This is a genomic window from Candidatus Phytoplasma zeae (assembly GCF_001712875.1).
GTDB lineage: Bacteria > Bacillota_I > Bacilli_A > Acholeplasmatales > Acholeplasmataceae > Phytoplasma > Phytoplasma asteris.
Map to the genome: position 1 here is coordinate 153,206 of NZ_CP015149.1, position 18,034 is coordinate 171,239.

Genomic DNA, 18,034 nt, shown 5'->3' on the forward strand with positions numbered 1-18,034 from the left:
ATTATTATTGAAGCTCCTTTTCTTTGCCGCCTTTGTTGTTGAGTAGGTCTTTGGGTTTGGCAACTTTGGATAATGCTTGTTGGGCTGCTTTTTGCTCAGCGGCTTTTTTAGTGCTGCCTTCACCTGTTCCTAAAAGATTTTTTTCTAAATAAACTTCTGCTACAAAATTTTTAGAATGAGCAGGTCCTTGCTCTTGGACTATTTTATATTGGATAGTTTTTTTTTCTGACTGAACTATTTCTTGTAATTGAGTTTTAAAATCAATAATATAGATAGTTTTGGCTAAGCGAGGTAAGACAATATTATGAAAAACTTTTTTGGCTGTCAAATATCCTAAATCAAGATAAATAGCACCAAATAAGGCTTCAAAAGTATCTGCCATAATACTTTTAGCATTAAAATCTTTGTTTTTTTCGCCTTTGCCTAAAAGAAGATAATTTTGCAATTCAATGTTTTGAGCGTAGATGGTAAGTGACCTTTCACACACCGCTTGAGCTCTTTTTTTAGTCATAATGCCTTCGTCTTCTTTGGATTGGGAATAAAGATAGTCAGCCATAAGTAAGCCTACGATAGCATCTCCTAAAAATTCAAGTCTTTCGTTGTCTTCTTGGGGTGGGTTTTGTTCGTTAGAATAAGAGCTGTGGGTAAGAGCTTGTTTGTAAAGGGCAAGGTTTTGGGGAGTGATATTGAGGGTTTGAAAAAGAGTTTGGATGTTTTTCATAGGGATTGGCTTTCTTTGGTGGTTTCAGAAGTTTTGGGAGATGTGTTTGTTGTTGATGCTTGTTTACTTTGGGTTTCTTTGTTTTTTGCACTTTCTAAGGAATGAGCAATTTTTTGATTTACTTGGGCTTTAATTAGTTTTTGAGCTTGTAAAATAGCTTGGCAAAAAGCGTAAGCTTGGGAAGAGCCGTGAGCTTTAATGACAATTTTGTTAAGTCCTAAAAGCATAGCTCCTCCAATTTGGCGTGGGTCTAGTTGGTTTTTTAATTGTTGTAGTGGTTTTTGAAATAAAGTTTTAGTGGCCATTTTTTTGATAAGATTTTTAGTAAGGATAGTTTTTAAGTGGTTCATGAAATTAAGCATTGTGCCTTCATAAGTTTTTAAGGCGATGTTGGCAGTAAATCCATCACTTAATAAAATGTCTGCTGAAGTAGTAAGAAGGTTTTGAGGTTCTTCGTTACCGCCAAAATTAAGATTTGAGTCTTGGGCTAAAAGTTGGTAAGTTTCAAGTTCCAAAGCTCTTCCTTTGGTAGGCTCTGTTCCGATGTTAAGTAGTTTTATTTGGGGATTTGGAATTTCTAAAATTTCTTTGGCAATAATGGTGGCATAATTTGCAAAAGTGTGCAAATGCTGGGGTTTTAGTTCGGTGTTAGCGCCTGCATCTAACAAAATTCTTGTGCGATTATCAAAGGAATTAAACATAGGGGCAATGGCAATTCTTTGCATTAAAGGCATTTTTTTAAGAATAAGATGACTTGCTAAGACCAAAATTTGGGTAGCGCCTGCCGAAACTACTCCTTGAACCTCATCTTGTTTGGCTGCTTCAAGCGCTAAAAATAAAGAAGCGTTGGGAGTGGCTTTTAATTGGTCTCTTATATTTTTATCGTCTGATCTTAAAAAATAAGGGGTGTGTTTAATAGTAATTTGGTTGTTGCCAAAAAAAGGAGTTTTTTCAATAAGTGGAGTTATTAATTTTTGATTGCCATATAAAACGACGTGAAGTTCTTTATTTTTATTTAAGGAAAGCAAGGTTCCTTTGACAATTTCTAATGGGGCAAAATCGCCTCCCATGGCATCTATTGCTATTTTAATCATAAAAAAGCTCCTTTCTTTTGTTTATTGTTTTTGAAATTTGATTTTGTTTTTTTAGATTAAATTGTTTTGTTGGTAAATAAAACGTTTGAGGTTTTTTAAGTTTGGGGTTCATTAAAAAGTATTTTATTTTTACCACATCGAAATATAGAGGCAAAAAATAAAAATAGGGATAAATCATAATTTGATTGTTTCTTTTGTGAAGTGTTGAAAAATTATAATCCATCATAATAAATTACTTTGATAATAATTATCTTCTAGCCTTTTTGAGTTAAAATTTCAAAGCATTTGCAATTAAAAGAAATTTCAGAAAAAGCATTATCAAAATAATTTTCAAGTTGCAATTAATAAGTTTTGGCAAAAATGTGGCAAAAATAAAAAAAATAAAGAGGCAAATAATGATATCAAAAGATTGGTTGACAAATAATTATAGAAACAAAAAGATAATTTAGAACAAATTAATGATAAATTTATTACAAATATTTTTTTATCAAAATAAAATTTATAATAATTTGCTATAATAGTAAATGAAATGTTAAATAAAAAAACTACATTAAACAGTTCAATATTATTTTATCATATTAGGAGATAATTTCATTATTTTAAGTTTTTAAGTAATGAATTAAATTTGAAAAGTAACGATTTTATCAACAAAAAATTGTAAAAGGAAGTGTTAGAAAATGGAATGCATGCAACAAGCAATCGTTAAAAATTTTTATTTAGAAGTAAAAGTTAGATATTTAAAACAAAATGGTAGTTCAAAAAGACAATGGTTTGCTACTAATGTTTGTGTAGGAACTGATAATTGTAAACAAAAACATGATGAAGTTCTTATTAATTTTACTCATATTGACGCTGATAATCCTGAGTTTTTTTTGCAACCAGGACAAGTTATTAAAGTGTTAGAAGGAAAAGTTAAGCAAAGTAAATGTGTTACTGTTTCTGAAGTTTGGTTAGATGTAGATAGTTTTCGCCAAACTGATGAAGAAGAAAAAAGCAAAATCAACTTCGCATAAGCGGAGTTGATTTTTTTATTATATAAGGGATGTTTTTTTGGTGTAATTTTGAATTATTCTATATTTCAAATATTTTTGTGATATGCCAAAAAAGATTAAAAATAATTTTTATTTAAAAACAACTTAGCTACATTATTGCTTGTTTGAGTAGCAACACATTGCAAAGAAATATTTCTTAATTGAGCAATTTTTTGGGCAATTAATTTGATATGATAAGGCTCATTGGTTTCATTTTGAAACGGATAAGGAGTTAAATAAGGACAATCAGTTTCTAATAAAATTTTATCTAGGGGAATAGTTTTTGCAATTTCGTGGGCAACTTTGGCATGAGGATAAGTAACAACTCCTCCAATTCCAATGTAAAAACCTAGTTCCAAAGCTTTTTTGGCTTCTTCTAAACTAAAAACTAAACAATGAAAAACTCCTCTAACTTGATTGCGATAAGATAGTAAAAGTTGATAAATTTCTTCAAAAGATTTGCGTGCATGAATAATAATAGGTAAGTTATATTGGATAGCAATTTTAACTTGGGCTTGAAAAAACTTTTTTTGGACAGCTAAATTATCTTGTCTTTGATGAAGATCAAGGCCAATTTCTCCTATAGCAACTGTTTGCGGATGATTGAGATATTTGATGATGCTTTCGGGAGTTTCTTGGGAAAAATCAGAACAAGGATGAATCCCAAAAGCTACCATTACTTCTTTATATTTATTAGCGATTTCATATGCTTTTTGGTTAGTTTTTTCATCCATGCCTATAACAATCATTTTTTTGACGTCATTATTCCAAGCTTTTTGAAAAACATCATCTAATTTATTTTTATATGTTTTAAGATTGAGATGAGCGTGAGTGTCTATTAACATTTTAATGTATTCCTTTTTTTTGATTTTAAGGGGTTGGAAAATGGTTATTTTGTTTTTATTTATAAGTTTTAAAAAATGGTAAATATAAAAGATTAAAGAAGTGATTTTAGATTTGTTAATTTCATAGGGTAAATTATTTTGCAAGGTTAAAAGTAATAATAATTTATAATTAGATACATAAGAAAGCAAAACAAAAATTTATTTAATAAATGTTGGGCTTTTAATCTTTATTTTTCTTATTCTTTTTTTGGTTTTCATAATAAAAAATACTAATAGCAAATAAATTATGTTTTTTGATAGTTTTGATAAAATCTTTTTCAAAATAAGCAAAACCTAACCATTTAAAAAATTTAACATATAAAAACCATAAAACACTATATGAATATAAAGTAAAATAGATATAAAAACAAATAAAATAAGTTAAAGAAATATAAAATAAAAATTTTGCCAATTTTTCTTTTTTTAATTCCACACTAAAAAATAGTGCTAAAATCATTAGTATAAAAACTAAAACAAAAGAGCAACAAACTATTTTAGTTTTTTTCTCTTTAGAATTAAAACCTATATTGCCATCATACATGCATGCTTTAAAATCTGGCCTAATAGATTCACCAAAATCAATATTTTGAAGTGCCCCCCTTGTTAGGGTCTTTATTAAACAAATTCTTTACCTTGTGATCATTTAAATCCAATATAAAAAGGAATGCCAGAAAGAGTCAAAAATGGCAACAAATAAATAAAAGGTAAACTTAATGCCCAATATTTATCTGGGATTGTAAATATTTTGGCTTTTTCGAGAAAAGCTATGGTAAAATCTTCAAATAATAAGATAAAAAATAAAACTTTTCTAATGTTATATTTAGTAATCATTTATCATCTTTTTTTATTCAAAAATATTTGAGGATTTAATATTTAATGTTGTGCTTTATCTTTATTTTAGTTTTGTTGTTTTATTTCGCTTCGTTTTCTTTTTCTTTTTTGGGTTTTCATAATTGCATCACCCATTTAAGGAAAAAGAACCTATTAAAGGTTCTTTTTTTGTTAAAAGATCAAATAATAATTATGCATGAATTGGTTTGTCAACGGCTCCTAAAAGAGCTTCAAAAGTAAGTTCTGATAAGGTAGGATGAGGATGAATTGCTTGAGATAGTTCGTAAGCAGTTCCTTCAAGTTCCATTCCTACAGCCATTTCACTAATTAATTCAGTAGCATTGTAAGCATAAATATGCATTCCTAAAATTTCTAAATGTTTTTTGCAAACAATTAATTTAGCAAAACCTTCTTTTTCGCCATCAGCTAAAGATTTGCCAACAGCTTCCAGAGATATTTTAGAAACTTTATAATCCATTTGTTTTTCTTTGGCTTGTTGTTCGGTCATGCCAATAGAAGCAATTTCAGGAAAACCATAAATACAAGCAGGAACACGGTCATAATTAATGGGATGTGCTTTTTGTTCTAAAGCTAAAGCGTGAGTCACAGCTACAATACCTTCATGACTTGCCACGTGAGCTAACATGTGTTTGCCGTTTACATCACCAATAGCATATACTCCAGGAATTGAAGTTTGACAAAAATTATCAGTTTGGACGCTATTGCGGTTGAGGGCTAAATTTAATTTTTCTAAGCCTGCAAGATTGGCTTTGGTGCCTACAGCCATTAAAATAACATCCGAAGTAATTGTTTTGGCATTGCCTTTTTGAGTGTAGGTAGTTTGATTGTCATTAATTTTAGTTACTTCTACTTGAGTCAAAATTTGGATGCCGTCTGCTTGAAGTTTTTTAGTGTATGCAACAACAACGTCCCTATCCATACCATTTAGAATAGTGTCTTGTCTTTCTAAAATAGTCACTTCGCTACCAAAAGAATTAAAAATAGTTGCAAATTCTACTCCAATAACACCACCTCCTACAATAGTAACTTTGGAAGGATAGCTTTCTAGTTGTAGTAATTCTTTACTAGTTTTAAGAATGCCTTTTTGATAAGCTTCTTGGGCACCTGGAATAGGAGGAACAAAAGCGGTACTGCCTGTTGCAATAATTAATTTTTGGGTGTGCAATAAGTTAGTGTCTACTTGTACTTCACAAGGAGAAAGAACACTTGCAAAACCATGGTAAAAATCAATTTTATTTTTTTTCAGGAGAAAAGATATACCTGTAGTAAGTTGAGCAACAATTTTATTTTTGCGTGATAAAATGGAGGTCCAATCAAAAGAAACGCCGTTTTGTACTTTAATTCCAAAATCAGCACAACGTTTGATATCTTTATACATTTTGGCACTTTTTAAATAAGCTTTGGTAGGAATACAGCCATAATTAAGACAAATACCACCTAATTTATGTTTTTCTACTAAAGCAACTTTAGCACCCATTTGAGCAGCTTTAATGGCAGCAACGTATCCACCAGGACCTCCACCAATCACTAAAACATCATAATTTTTCATCATTTGCCCTTGGTCTTTCTGTTAGGATAAAAGCAATAAAGTAGGAGTATTTAGCAATTCTTTAACGCGTTTTAAAAATCTACCGCCATCAGCACCATCAATAATACGGTGGTCAATTGCTAAGGAAAGAGGAAGCATGTCTGCAATTACAATTTGACTGTTTTCAACTACAGGTTTTTTGGTGATTTTTCCTACTCCTAAAATAGCTAATTCAGGGTAATTGATAACTGGAGTGCCGTAAGTAATATCGATAGAACCAAAATTAGTGATAGTAAAAGTTCCGTTTTGAATCTGATTTAATTCTACTTTTCTTTCGGTAGTGGCTTTGGCTACTTGTTGTAATTGTTGTGCCATTTCTAAAAGAGTTAATTTGTTAGCATCTTTGATGTTAGGAACGATTAGACCGTCTTTGGTATCAATTGCTACTCCTAAATTAATGAATTTTTTGTAAGTAACTTCTTCTTTAACGTCATCATAACTAGCGTTAAATACTGGGAATTCTTGTAAGGCAATCGCTACTGCTTTCATGATAAAAGCCATAAAAGTTAATTTGATTCCTTGGGATTGTGCTTGATCTTTGGCTTGTTTGCGTAGTGTTACTAAAGCAGTAATGTTTACTTCGTCCATTAGAGTAGTTTCTGGGATTTTTCCTTTGGAAATAACCATTTTTTGGGCGATGGCTTTTCTGAGGCGAGAAATTTTTACTACTTCTGTTTCTTGGCTAGATGTGGCAAAAGTTGGGGTGGGGGTTGGTTGTTCTTGGACAAAAGGGGTTGTTGGTTGTGGTGTTTGTGGTTGTGGTTGTGGTTGAGTTTGTAAAGGGTTAGTTGCGTTTTGTACATCTACTTTTAAGATTTTTCCATTTACACCTGTTCCTTTAATGGTTGAAAGGTTAAGTCCTAGTTCTTTGGCTAGACTTTTTACTAATGGAGTAGCAAGTACTTTTTGAGGTGGTAAAGAGGTTTGTTCGGATGTTTGTGCTTGTTGGGTGTCGTTTTTTTCTGTAGCAGCAGTTTCATTAGGGTTTTGAGAAGAAAACTTTTTAACATCTGCATCAGTTTCACCTGGTTCTTGGATTAAAACGATAGTATCTCCTACGCAAATAACTTCACCTTCATTAAGGTCTCTTTTTAAGATTTTTCCTGCTACAGGAGAAGTTAGTTCAACGTCTAATTTGTCAGTTTCAACTTTAACTAAAACATCACCTTCTTTTACTTGGTCGCCCACTTTAAAAAACCATCTTGTAATTGTACCTTCATGAATGCCTTCTCCGACATCAGCAAATTTAAATTCAAACATATTTTTATCTCCTTGATTATAATGCAGTTTAGTTTGGTTGGGGTTTTGTTGTTTGGTTTTTTTAGTTTTTAATTTTTATTTTGGTATGTGTTTTGGTTGGTGGTTATGGTTGTGATTGTGGTTTTTAGTTTTATTTAGATATTTTGAGTTTTTAATTTGATTTGGAAGTAGTTTTAATGTGTTGTTTTTCAGGACAAAAGAAAAGGGTTAGTTTGCCTTTATATTTTTATCTCCTTATATCTTTTTGTTATCTTATTCGCAAACCACTTTTTTAATAGCATCAGCTATTTTTTCAGGGCTTAAAAACTGATAATGTTCTGCTTTGGCTAAAGGCATTGTGATATCATTTCCAGTAACTCTGGCAGGAGCTGCATCTAGGTATAAGAAAGCTTGTTCGTTAACTAAAGCCATTAATTCTCCTGCAGGTCCGTAAGTTTTACATGCTTCATGAACTACTAAAAAGCGTCCAGTTTTTTTAACAGATGTAATTACAGTTTCTCTGTCAATAGGATTAATAGTTCTTAAATCAATTAGCTCTACGGAAACATTAGGATCAAGTTGTTTAAGGGCTAATAGTGTTTCTGGTACCATTGCTCCCCAAGCTACAACTGTAATGTCTATGCCTTCTTGAACGACTTTGGCTTTACCGATTTGGACTTCGTAATCTGTTTCGGGAACTTCTTGACGGAAACCACGATAAATTCTTTTAGGTTCCATGTAGACTACTGGATCAGGGTCGTTAATAGCAGCCATTAATAAACCTTTAGCGTCGTAAGGATTAGATGGAATAACTACTTTAAGACCAGGAACAGAGCCTAAAATTACTTCTAATGATTCGGAGTGATGTTCTAAGGATTTTACCCCCCCCCCAACTGGGACTCTTACTACCATAGGTACTGTGTAATTACCACGACTACGGTTACGCAAACGGGCTGCGTGGGCAAATAGGTCTTCTAATCCTACAAAAATAAAACCATCAAATTGGATTTCTGCAACTGGTCGCATGCCGTTAATGGCAAGTCCGATAGCACTTCCGATAATAGAAGATTCAGCAATAGGAGCATTAAAAACGCGAGTTTCTCCGTGTTTATCTTGCAGGCCTTTAGTTACGCGAAAAACACCGCCTAATTTTCCTACATCTTGTCCAAAAAGAACTACTCGAGGATCTTTTGCTAACTTGCTATCTAAAGTTTGATTAATTGCATCTAGTAATGTCATTGAAGCCATTATTATTTACCTTCCTTTGTGTTGAAAAAAGCTTTGCATTCTTCGTATTGTTCTTCTAATTGAGGAGTCATTTTTTCATAAGTGTATACAAAAATATCTTTAATATCAATGTTGTTGCCTGTTTGTTCTACTTTTTGGTGTGCTAAAACAACTTCTTCTTGGGCTTCTTTTTCAAATTGTTCTACTTGTTTTTGAGTTAGATAACCTTTATTCATCAAGTATTTTTGAAAACGTAAAATTGGGTCTTTTTTGCGCCACTCTAATTCTTCTTCTTTGCTACGGTAAACAGAAGCATTATCATTAGTGGAGTGTGCTTCTAGACGATAAGAAACATTTTCAATTAAAGTAGGTCCGTTTCCTTTGCGCGCTTCGTTAAAGGCTTCTTGGGCTGCTACATAAACAGCTAAAATGTCGTTGCCGTCTACTTGCATGCCAGGAATTCCATAAGCATAACATTTTTGAGCTAAAGTTTTAGCTTTGGATACTTTGTTACGAGGATTAGAAATAGAATACTGGTTATTTTGAATAAATACTACTAATGGTACTCCAAAAACAGCAGCATAGTTAAGACCTGCATTAAATTCTTCGTGTGCAGTTCCTCCGTCTCCAATAGTTGCAATAGTTACTTCTTTTTTATTTTGCATTTTGCTTGCTAAGGCAAGTCCTGCTCCTAAATTAACACTAGATCCAATAATAATGTTAGCTGGTAAAATACGCAACTTAGGGTCTAGTTGAGAGCCTTTTTCATTGCCATACCAGTAAAGATAAAATTGTTCTAAAGAAACTCCACGGTAAAGAAAAATTCCTGCATCACGATAATAAGGTGATACCCAATCTTGGGGTTCTAAGGCAGCAGCGACACCTACTTGAGATGCTTCTTGCCCTGAGTTAAGTAAATAGTTTCCCATACGTCCTTGGCGTTGATATTTTAAGGCTGCTAAATCAGCTTGTCTACCTAAAACCATTGTTTTATACATTTTTAATAAAACATCTTTAGATAATTTTGGTTCTAATTCAGGTTGAACAAGATTGCCATTTTCGTCAAGTATTTGGAATTGTTTACCTTTTAGGGGGTCGTACACATTCGTTAACATTGTAATACTCCTTATTTTATTTATATTAGTTTGTTTTTGATTAAATGTATTATATCTTTATTGTGTTACTAAATATAATTAATTTAGTGTTATTTGATAATATACATCTACACTTAAATTGTACTTGAAATTAAGACAAATGATGAAACAAAATAATGAAAATTGCAAGTTTAAGAGATAAAAAAAATACCATATATTATAATATATGGTATTTCAATTAATATTTATTTATTGTTGATGATATCAACTGGTTTTTTGTTAGACCATTTATAAATAATGAAAGATATAAATAGTAGAGTCATGAAAAAGACATAACTAAATGATAATAAATTAAATAAAAGGACTCTTACAAAAGGATTGAAAGCTAAATATGGTGATGTAAACCATAATAAAATGCCTTTATTTTTCGAATTTAATAAAGAATTAACGAAAACCATAATGTCATTTTGACTTTCAAAATTGGGCAACGGTTTCATATCGAAAGATGAAAATAATATAGATGCTTTAAACCAAAGTAAAATACTTAATAATAATACAAAAGTTAAAACCATTTGGAATAAAGCAAAAAAGAATGCTTCAACTAAAAAGATTTTACCAACATTAAAACCATTAGAACCTAAAGCTCTTAGAATACCCATTTTTTTATTTTGAAGTTTGGCACTCATAGAAAAATAAAGCATAATCATAGCACCTGGAACAGATAAAATCGAAACCCAGAAAATAGGGCTACTTATAATTTGAATAGTTGTAAAAGCTATTTGCACAACACCAACAAACAAATATAATTCTTCATATCCTTTATATCTTTCAAATAATTCATACATTTGATATATTTTATCACAGATTCCGAACCATTTATAACTCAAAAATGTAAAAGCAAAAAACATAAAAATAAAAGTTGCAATAGCAGTTACTAAAACAGCCAATGCCAAGAAAAACTTTTTATTTTTAAAACTCTTTAAAGCAGCCTTAGCAACAAACGAAAAAGGCAAACAACTAGGAAAAGATACAAAATCAGTATCTTGTTGTAATACTTTAGTCTCATCAGTTTTATCAAAATTTTCTAAAGCAGGATTTTTAGTTAAGTTTGCAATCATTTCAGCTGTAAGAACTTGGCCTTCTTTAAATACTTGTTTTTTATCTTTGCTTTTTTTAGTAGTGTCTTTTTTTCTTGTCATATCTGATACGACTTTACCATCTTTACATTCTAAAATACGATCAGCATATTTATAAGCACTTTCGATATCATGAGATACAATAACTACTAATTTTTCTTTACTTAAATTTTGAAGTAAATCAAAAACTTGGGTTCCTGTTTCTGAATCTAGATTTCCTGTAGGCTCATCAGCAAAGACCATTTTAGGATTTTTCACCAAAGCACGAACAATAGCAACACGTTGTTTTTGTCCTCCTGAAAGTTCATTAACTCTTCTATTTAGGAATGAAACATCCAATCCTACTTGATTCATTAAATCATTAATTAAGGCAACATCTGGTTTTTTATTTTGTAATTGTAATGCTAAAACAATATTTTCAAATACATTCATATCTTCTATTAAGTTGAATTCTTGGAAAATAAAACCAATCATTCCATTACGATAATTATCTAAATATTTTTGATTAGAAGTTGTAATAGGAACTTTGCATACTTCAACTACGCCGCCGTTTGCAACATCAATGCCTGTTAAAACATTTAATAAAGTAGATTTACCAGAACCTGATTTACCTAAGATAAAAACCATACCTTTATCAGGTAATTTTAAAGAAACGTCTTGTAAGGCCATCGTCATATTACCGCGTTTAGTAACGTAATTTTTGCTTAAATGGTTGACATTAAACATTTTTAAAGACTCCTTTAGTTGTTTTGTTGTTTTATTGATTAAAAAAATTTATAATTATACAAATGTAAAAAGGCAAAAAGATAAAAAGGGTAAAAAAACTAATTTAACTACCCTATTATTTTACCTTTACCACAATTATTATACTTGCATATACACTTAAAAAGCATTTTTTTTATCTATTTTTATCTAATTTCAATATGAAAGTGTTTAATCAAATTAGAAGTAATTTTTTCCATACAATGTTCTACATCTTGTTTTTCTAAGTTTTTATCTAAGTTATTGAAAAAAAGTCTAAGGGCAAGAGAATGTTTTTCTTTGGTTGTAGGTATTTGATAAACATCAAATAATTCACATTTGATTAAATCAAAAGGGGTAGTTTGTTTAATGGTTTTTTCGATTTGATAAAAGGAATATTTGGTATCTACTAAAAAGGCTAAATCACGAATAACAGTAGGAAATTTAGGAATTGGTTGGAAGGTAAACGTTTTTGTATTTTTAAGAATTTCATCCGTTAAAAAAAGTTCACAAAGAAAACTTTCTTTTAAGTGGTATTTGGTATTAAGTTGGGGATGTGTTTTTCCGATAACTCCTATTATTTGATTGTTAAATAACAAATCGGCTTGCATTCCTGGATGAAAATTACTATGTTGTTGTGTTTTTTGATAAGTAAGGGTAATGCCTAGAAAAGCACTAATTTTTTCAAGGATGCCTTTGGTAACAAAAAAAGAACTTGAAACATCTTGTTTGTGCCACAAGGAATTTAAGAAATGACCACTCAAAGCAAAAGCAAGACTTAATGTTTCTTGGTTGGGAAAATAAGTTTTTCCAATTTCAAAAAAAGCAGTATCAAAAGTTTGTCGTTTGTGCTGATAGCTTAAAACTTCTACTAAACTACTTAGCAAACTTTGTCTTAAAATCATTTTGTCTTGTGACAAAGGATTCATTATTTTGATAAAGGGTTTTTGAGGAGTAAAAGCTTCAAACATCTCAGAGCTAATTAAACTGTAAGTAATAGTTTCATAAAATCCTAAATTAACTAAGAGTTTGCGCAATTCTCTAATATTTTTTTGTTTTAAGGTTAATTTTCCTTGAGTAGGGATTTGAATTGTTTGGGGAGGTAATTTATGGCAACCATAAAGTCTAGTTAAATCAGAAATGATATCTTCTTTAATTTTGACATCATAACGACGTAAAGGAGCTTGGAGGTTTAATTGTTCGTTTTTGTTCTGTGGTCCTAAATGTTTGGATGTATGTATCTGATAATCTAGGTTTAATAACCAATTTTTGATTTGAGTAGGGCACAAAGAAACGCCAATTTTTCTTGTAACAAAATCAAGATTCAAAGAAATAGTAGGATTGGTACGGTTTTTTTGTTTTGTAATTACAGGTTGGTAAGTAATTTTGGCATCTGCTAAAGTGACTAAAAGTTGGCATGCTTTTTGAAAAGCTAAAGGAATAAGACTTTGGTCAATGCCTCTTTCAAAACGTAGGGAACTTTCAGTTTTGGTTTTTAGTTTTTGACAAGTTTGGGCAATAGTTTGGGGCGAAAAATAAGCAGCTTCAAGAATAATTTTAGTAGTTGTAGGTTTAATGCTACTTTCTAAAAGTCCTACAATACCAGCTAGAGCAATGGCTTTTTTGCCATCTGTAATAACTAAATCATTTTCATCTAAAACAAAATCATTTTGGTTAAGAGTTGTAATATTTTCTTGTGGTAAGGCTTTTCTAACTTTGATTTGTTTGATGTTTTCAGAATCAAAAGCGTGTAGGGGAATACCGTATTCGATTAAAATTAAATTAGTGATGTCAACAACATTGTTGATTGGGTTGATGCCTGATTGTAAGAGGGCGTTTCGCAACCATAAAGGAGAAGGTTTGATTTTGATGTTTTCCAGGATACAAGCGTTGTATTCATAACAACTGTCGTTTTCAATTTGGACTTTTAAAGGAGATTGAGGCAAGTTTGCAAAAAAATCGGAGTTTAATTGGGGGAGCGTTTTTGGGGTTGTTTGGTCTTCGCTGTTTTTTGTTTTGTAGTTGGTTGCTTTTGTTTCTTGATTGTTATTGGAACTTTGAGAAGACAAAACTGCTTTGAGATCTTTGGCAAAACCTAGGTGAGATAAAAGGTCACCACGATTGGGTGTAAGCCCTAATTCTAAGATAAAACAATCAAGTCCTAAAGGAATTAAAGCATTACTTCCCAAAGCAATTTGGTCGTTGGGGTCATCAAAAAGATAAATCCCTTCTTGTTCTTGGGGAGTTAAAAATTTGGTACTAATTCCCAATTCTTCCAAAGCACAAAGCATTCCTTCTGAAAAAACTCCATAAATTTTTTTGTTTTTAAGGGTGGCGTTGATGCCTTCCAAAAAAGAACCTTCTGAAGCTACAATAACTTTTTTGCCATTTTGTAAATTAGAAGCTCCACAAACAATTTTGACTACTTTTGTGCCGGTGTTAACTTCTACTAAATTTAATTTTTGGGAACCTTTAATTTTTTGAAAGTTAAGAATTTGCCCCACCACTAAATTAGTGTTTTTGGATAGGGGGAAAAAATTTTGCACTTCGGTAATATAATTGTTAGTTAAGGCAGAAATATTTTGGGAAAGGGGTTGCGAAAAATGGTTTTTTAAAATATTTTCAATAATTTTCATTGTTGGGGGTGTTCCTTGTAAATTGTTTTAAAAAGCGAATATCATTAGTATAAAAATGTCTAATATTGTCAATTTGATATTTAATCATAGCAATTCTTTCAATACCTATTCCAAAGGCAAAACCTTGATATTTTTCAGGTTCATAATTAGCGTTTTTAAGAACTTGGGGATGCACTAAACCAGCTCCTAAAATTTCTAAATATTCTTTGGTGCCATCTTTTTTGGTAATTACTAAATCAACTTCAATGCTAGGTTCGGTAAAGGGAAAATAAGACGGTCTTAAATGAATTTCTTGGGAAGTGCCAAATAATTCTTTGGTAATGAGTAAAAGAGTTTCTTTGAGATGGGAAAAATTAATGTTTTTGTCAATGACAAGTCCTTCGAGTTGCATAAATTGATGGCTATGAGTGGCGTCATCATCATCTTTGCGGTAAACTTTTCCAGGAGAAATAATTTTGAGGGGTCCTCCTTGGCGAGCTTTCATTTCTTTGACTTGGACGTTGGAAGTGTGGGTGCGCAAAAGTTTTTGGGGGTCAATATAAAAAGAGTCTTGCATTGCTCTTGCGGGGTGGCCTTTGCCCATGTTGAGCATTTCAAAATTATAAAAATCAGTTTCAATTTCGTTGCCTTCTTTAATTTCATAACCTAAAGATAAAAATAAATCTTCAATTTGTTCAATGATTTGATTAAGGGGGTGGGTGCTTCCTTGGAAAAATTTCAATCCTGGTAAAGTAGGATCAATTTCTTCTTGGAGCAATTTGGCGTTTAGTTGGTTTCTTTGTAAAATTTCTTTTTCTTTTTGTAAAGTTAAAATAATTTCTTGTTTTAAAACGTTAATTAATTTGCCTGCAACTGCTTTTTGGGCATGAGGAAGGCTTTTTAGCTCTTGGGTAAGTTCAAACAAGATGCCCTTTTTGCCTAAAAATTCTTTGTCTAAGGTCATTAATTGGTCTAAATCATGTTTGTTTTTTTGTAAAATGGTGTGAAATTGTGCGGTTAGATTTTTGATTTTGGTTTGCATAAAAATGATAACACTTTCTTTATTTTGGAAATGAAAAATATTGGGGTTGGGGTTAAAATTAAAAACTAAATTTGAATTATCGAAATAATGTTTCCTTTAGTAAGTAACGATAGCCACATTCCTAAGGTAGCTCCTAATAAAAATCCTAAAGAAACGCCAAAAGATCCTTTTTTTAATCCTAAAATAGTACCTCCTAAAAACATTCCTGCTACCATTGCTGTTAAATGTAGTTGGGTGGTTTTTTGGTAAATATCTGTTTGAGTAGGTTTACTTAAATAAATTGCTAATACAACAATGACAATAGAGTTAAAAATAATGCAATTTCTTAATAGTTTGCTACTTAAAAAAGGTTTTTTGGGTGTGTTAGTTTGGGTCAAATTGTTTTTTTTAATTAAGGCTTTTTTTGGTTTTTGGTTCATATAAATATCCTTTCTGGGATAAAGTTGTAAAAATTTGGAGTTGCAAAATGGGTGTTAGAAATGTTTGCAAAAAATATAATTTGTGATTTGTGATTTTGGATTAGTTTTTTTATTTTATTATTTGTTTTTTTATTATTTGGTTCGCACAAAACAATTAAAAGCAAAAAATAAAGTTAATTTAAGTTGGGGATTGTTGAATAAAATTTAATTTGTCCTTATAAGTTTCATTATGCACTCCTAATGCAGCGCCTCCTGAAGTGTCGTTTATTTGTTTAAAAGCTTTGTCCCATTCGATAACTTTTGCAGTACAGCAAGCAATTGAAGGACCACCAGGAACAAGACTTATTGCACTTGGCAAAGGAAATAAGGTTTAAAAAATTTCGCGATACATGTAGCCTTCTTTGTTTGTAGGAGTATTGTAAGGGAAACGAACATAAGCATTTTTTAATTATGTATCTGTGATTTTGGTTTGGGCAAGTTGTTTTAAAGCATCAATACAACTGTAGCCTACTCTATCAGAAAATTGTTCTTTTTTGCGCCATACAATCTTTTTGGGTAAATAAGATTCAAATGTTTGTCGTAGAATATGTTTTTCTATTTTGCCATTTGTGCCACACATTTTATCTTTGGGATTAAGTCTCATAGCAACATCTAAAAAGTTTTTTTCTAAGAAAGGAACTCGCTCCTCTACTCCCCAAGCACTCATTGCTTTGTTGGCTCGTGCACAATCATATAAATGTAATGAAGCTAATTTACGGACTGTTTCTTTGTGGAATTCTTGAGCATTAGGGGCTTTATGAAAATATAGATAACCTCCAAAAATCTCATCAGCACCTTCACCAGAAAGAACCATTTTGATGCCCATAGCTTTAATTTTGCGAGCCATTAAATACATAGGAATTGATGCGCGAATAGTTGTAATATCATACGTTTCAATGTGATAAATAACATCTTTTAAAGCATCTATGCCTTCTTGAATAGTAAAATTAATTTCATGATGGACTGTTCCTAAATGATTGGCTACTTCTTTGGCAGCTTTAAGATCATGAGCGCCTTTAAGACCTACAGCAAAATAATGAAGTGAAAGGAACCAAGCCTCTTTTTTACTTGATTCTTCTATGCGGTGTTTGGCAAATTTTTTAGTGATTCCAGAAATAATAGAAGAGTCAAGACCACCAGATAAAAGTACGCCATAAGGAACATCAGACATTAAATGTTTTTTTACTGATTCTTCAAGAAAATTACGTAATTGGGTTGTGTTGGTTTGGTTGTTGTAAACATTTTGATAATCCATCCAATTGCGTTTATAATATTTCACCATTTTGCCAGATTCACTAGATAAATAATTTCCTGGAGGAAAAATAGAAAGGTTTTGGCAAATGGGAATTAAGGCTTTCATTTCAGAAGCTATATAAAAATTTTGGTTAAGGTCATATCTCATATAAAGTGGAATTATTCCCATATGATCGCGTCCTATAAGATAGGTGTTTTTTGTAAGATCATATAAAATAAATGCAAACATTCCTTGTAATTCATCTAAAAAATTAACACCTTTTTCTTGATATAGTGCTAGAATAACTTCACAATCTGATTCTGTTTGGAATTCGTATTTATCTTTGTATTGTTGGTGTAAATCTAGGTAGTTATAAATTTCTCCATTTACTGCAAGTACTAAGGTTTTGGTTTTATTATAAAGTGGTTGAGCTCCAGCATTAACATCTACAATTGATAGTCTTTCGTGTGCTAAAATGGCTTTTTGATAGGCAAAAATTCCTGACCAATAAGGTCCTCGATGACGCATCAAACTGGAAAGTTTAAGAGCTTGGTCACGCAACATTTGTGGATCGGTTTTAATATTTAGTATTCCAAAAATTGAACACATTTTATTCTCCTTTTAAACGCATTGAAAACACATTTTATTTTTTCTTCGATAAAAAACTTCATAACAAATTATAATCTTTAAAAAAATCATATAAAGCGTTTTTTTCGATGTGAGGAGCAGTTAAATTGGCAACTTTGTGAAGAGTTTCATAATGAGTATTTGCCATGACGATTCCTATATCTGCAAATTGAAGCATTTCAAAATCGTTGCAACCATCTCCCATGCAAATTAATTGGCAGTCTTTGTGGTCTTTCATAATTGCTTGGATACCATAAGCTTTATTAACTTGTTTGGCACTTAAACTTACAACACTATTTTTACAATAATAAGCGTGGAGTTGTTCAAAATCTTTTAAAAAATCAACAACAATGGAGGTATTTGGATGGAATAAATTAATTTTGTAAATAGGTTTTTCTAAATGAAGATTGCTTTTGATGGGATTTTTTTTGCAACATTGCATTATCAAACA

14 protein-coding genes and 1 pseudogene are annotated in these 18,034 nt (G+C 31.2%); 1 reads left to right on the top strand and 14 read right to left on the bottom strand.

From position 1 onward, the window contains the following. Positions 1–4 precede the first annotated feature (4 nt). Together rnc and plsX are read right to left on the bottom strand one after the other, a co-directional pair. Entirely contained in the window at positions 5–721 is a 717-nt protein-coding gene (gene rnc / locus MBSPM3_RS00760) for a ribonuclease III (protein WP_069028106.1), read from the bottom strand. After that, positions 718–1,815 carry a phosphate acyltransferase PlsX gene (gene plsX / locus MBSPM3_RS00765; protein WP_069028107.1) on the bottom strand — a complete coding sequence of 366 codons (1,098 nt, stop codon included), beginning with the start codon at positions 1,813–1,815 and terminating at the stop codon, positions 718–720. Before plsX ends, rnc begins: the two co-directional genes overlap by 4 nt. A 677-nt stretch (positions 1,816–2,492) precedes the next feature. On the opposite strand from plsX, the gene MBSPM3_RS00775 reads away from it, so the two are divergent. After that, entirely contained in the window at positions 2,493–2,828 is a 336-nt protein-coding gene (locus MBSPM3_RS00775; protein ID WP_069028109.1) for a hypothetical protein, read from the top strand. A gap of 95 nt (positions 2,829–2,923) precedes the next feature. Here the strand turns inward: MBSPM3_RS00775 and MBSPM3_RS00780 are convergent, their stop codons facing one another. The 12 genes and pseudogenes from MBSPM3_RS00780 to MBSPM3_RS03280 form a co-directional block, all read right to left on the bottom strand. Continuing rightward, entirely contained in the window at positions 2,924–3,691 is a 768-nt protein-coding gene (locus tag MBSPM3_RS00780; protein WP_069028434.1) for a TatD family hydrolase, read from the bottom strand. Positions 3,692–3,911: 220 nt separating this feature from the next. Beyond that, entirely contained in the window at positions 3,912–4,271 is a 360-nt protein-coding gene (locus tag MBSPM3_RS00785; protein WP_069028110.1) for a hypothetical protein, read from the bottom strand. Between the two features lie 480 nt (positions 4,272–4,751). Continuing rightward, entirely contained in the window at positions 4,752–6,131 is a 1,380-nt protein-coding gene (gene lpdA / locus MBSPM3_RS00795) for a dihydrolipoyl dehydrogenase (RefSeq protein ID WP_069028112.1), read from the bottom strand. Between the two features lie 21 nt (positions 6,132–6,152). Then, on the bottom strand, positions 6,153–7,430 hold the full coding sequence (locus tag MBSPM3_RS00800) for a dihydrolipoamide acetyltransferase family protein (RefSeq protein WP_069028113.1): 1,278 nt from the start codon (positions 7,428–7,430) through the stop codon (positions 6,153–6,155). A 252-nt stretch (positions 7,431–7,682) separates the two neighbouring features. Further along, positions 7,683–8,657: an alpha-ketoacid dehydrogenase subunit beta gene (locus tag MBSPM3_RS00805; protein ID WP_069028114.1), complete on the bottom strand. Its 975-nt coding sequence runs from the start codon at positions 8,655–8,657 to the stop codon at positions 7,683–7,685. 2 nt (positions 8,658–8,659) lie between these two features. Beyond that, on the bottom strand, positions 8,660–9,751 hold the full coding sequence (pdhA, locus tag MBSPM3_RS00810; RefSeq protein WP_069028115.1) for a pyruvate dehydrogenase (acetyl-transferring) E1 component subunit alpha: 1,092 nt from the start codon (positions 9,749–9,751) through the stop codon (positions 8,660–8,662). Between the two features lie 224 nt (positions 9,752–9,975). Beyond that, the gene (locus MBSPM3_RS00815) at positions 9,976–11,592 is read right to left on the bottom strand and encodes an ABC transporter ATP-binding protein/permease (protein WP_069028116.1); all 1,617 of its coding nucleotides are present in this window, start codon (positions 11,590–11,592) and stop codon (positions 9,976–9,978) included. Between the two features lie 182 nt (positions 11,593–11,774). Continuing rightward, the gene (gene pheT / locus MBSPM3_RS00820; protein ID WP_069028117.1) at positions 11,775–14,243 is read right to left on the bottom strand and encodes a phenylalanine--tRNA ligase subunit beta; all 2,469 of its coding nucleotides are present in this window, start codon (positions 14,241–14,243) and stop codon (positions 11,775–11,777) included. Next, entirely contained in the window at positions 14,230–15,264 is a 1,035-nt protein-coding gene (gene pheS, locus MBSPM3_RS00825) for a phenylalanine--tRNA ligase subunit alpha (protein WP_069028118.1), read from the bottom strand. Before pheS ends, pheT begins: the two co-directional genes overlap by 14 nt. 65 nt (positions 15,265–15,329) lie before the next feature. Continuing rightward, positions 15,330–15,683, bottom strand: a complete 354-nt coding sequence (locus MBSPM3_RS00830; protein WP_069028119.1) for a hypothetical protein — start codon at positions 15,681–15,683, stop codon at positions 15,330–15,332. A gap of 178 nt (positions 15,684–15,861) precedes the next feature. After that, positions 15,862–17,565, bottom strand: a pseudogene (gene asnB, locus MBSPM3_RS00835) (asparagine synthase B). Between the two features lie 58 nt (positions 17,566–17,623). Continuing rightward, positions 17,624–18,025: an HAD family hydrolase gene (locus MBSPM3_RS03280; RefSeq protein ID WP_083985307.1), complete on the bottom strand. Its 402-nt coding sequence runs from the start codon at positions 18,023–18,025 to the stop codon at positions 17,624–17,626. Positions 18,026–18,034: the final 9 nt, after the last annotated feature.

Excerpts from the sequence above, each read along its gene's own strand:
- pheT (WP_069028117.1), bottom strand. The coding sequence starts at position 14,243 with ATGAAAATTATTGAAAATATTTTAAAAAACCATTTTTCGCAACCCCTT.
- plsX (WP_069028107.1), bottom strand. The coding sequence starts at position 1,815 with ATGATTAAAATAGCAATAGATGCCATGGGAGGCGATTTTGCCCCATTA.
- MBSPM3_RS00780 (WP_069028434.1), bottom strand. The coding sequence starts at position 3,691 with ATGTTAATAGACACTCACGCTCATCTCAATCTTAAAACATATAAAAAT.
- MBSPM3_RS00815 (WP_069028116.1), bottom strand. The coding sequence starts at position 11,592 with ATGTTTAATGTCAACCATTTAAGCAAAAATTACGTTACTAAACGCGGT.
- pheS (WP_069028118.1), bottom strand. The coding sequence starts at position 15,264 with ATGCAAACCAAAATCAAAAATCTAACCGCACAATTTCACACCATTTTA.
- rnc (WP_069028106.1), bottom strand. The coding sequence starts at position 721 with ATGAAAAACATCCAAACTCTTTTTCAAACCCTCAATATCACTCCCCAA.
- MBSPM3_RS00805 (WP_069028114.1), bottom strand. The coding sequence starts at position 8,657 with ATGGCTTCAATGACATTACTAGATGCAATTAATCAAACTTTAGATAGC.
- MBSPM3_RS00830 (WP_069028119.1), bottom strand. The coding sequence starts at position 15,683 with ATGAACCAAAAACCAAAAAAAGCCTTAATTAAAAAAAACAATTTGACC.
- MBSPM3_RS00785 (WP_069028110.1), bottom strand. The coding sequence starts at position 4,271 with ATGTATGATGGCAATATAGGTTTTAATTCTAAAGAGAAAAAAACTAAA.
- lpdA (WP_069028112.1), bottom strand. The coding sequence starts at position 6,131 with ATGAAAAATTATGATGTTTTAGTGATTGGTGGAGGTCCTGGTGGATAC.
- MBSPM3_RS00775 (WP_069028109.1), top strand. The coding sequence starts at position 2,493 with ATGGAATGCATGCAACAAGCAATCGTTAAAAATTTTTATTTAGAAGTA.
- MBSPM3_RS00800 (WP_069028113.1), bottom strand. The coding sequence starts at position 7,430 with ATGTTTGAATTTAAATTTGCTGATGTCGGAGAAGGCATTCATGAAGGT.
- pdhA (WP_069028115.1), bottom strand. The coding sequence starts at position 9,751 with ATGTTAACGAATGTGTACGACCCCCTAAAAGGTAAACAATTCCAAATA.
- MBSPM3_RS03280 (WP_083985307.1), bottom strand. The coding sequence starts at position 18,025 with ATGCAATGTTGCAAAAAAAATCCCATCAAAAGCAATCTTCATTTAGAA.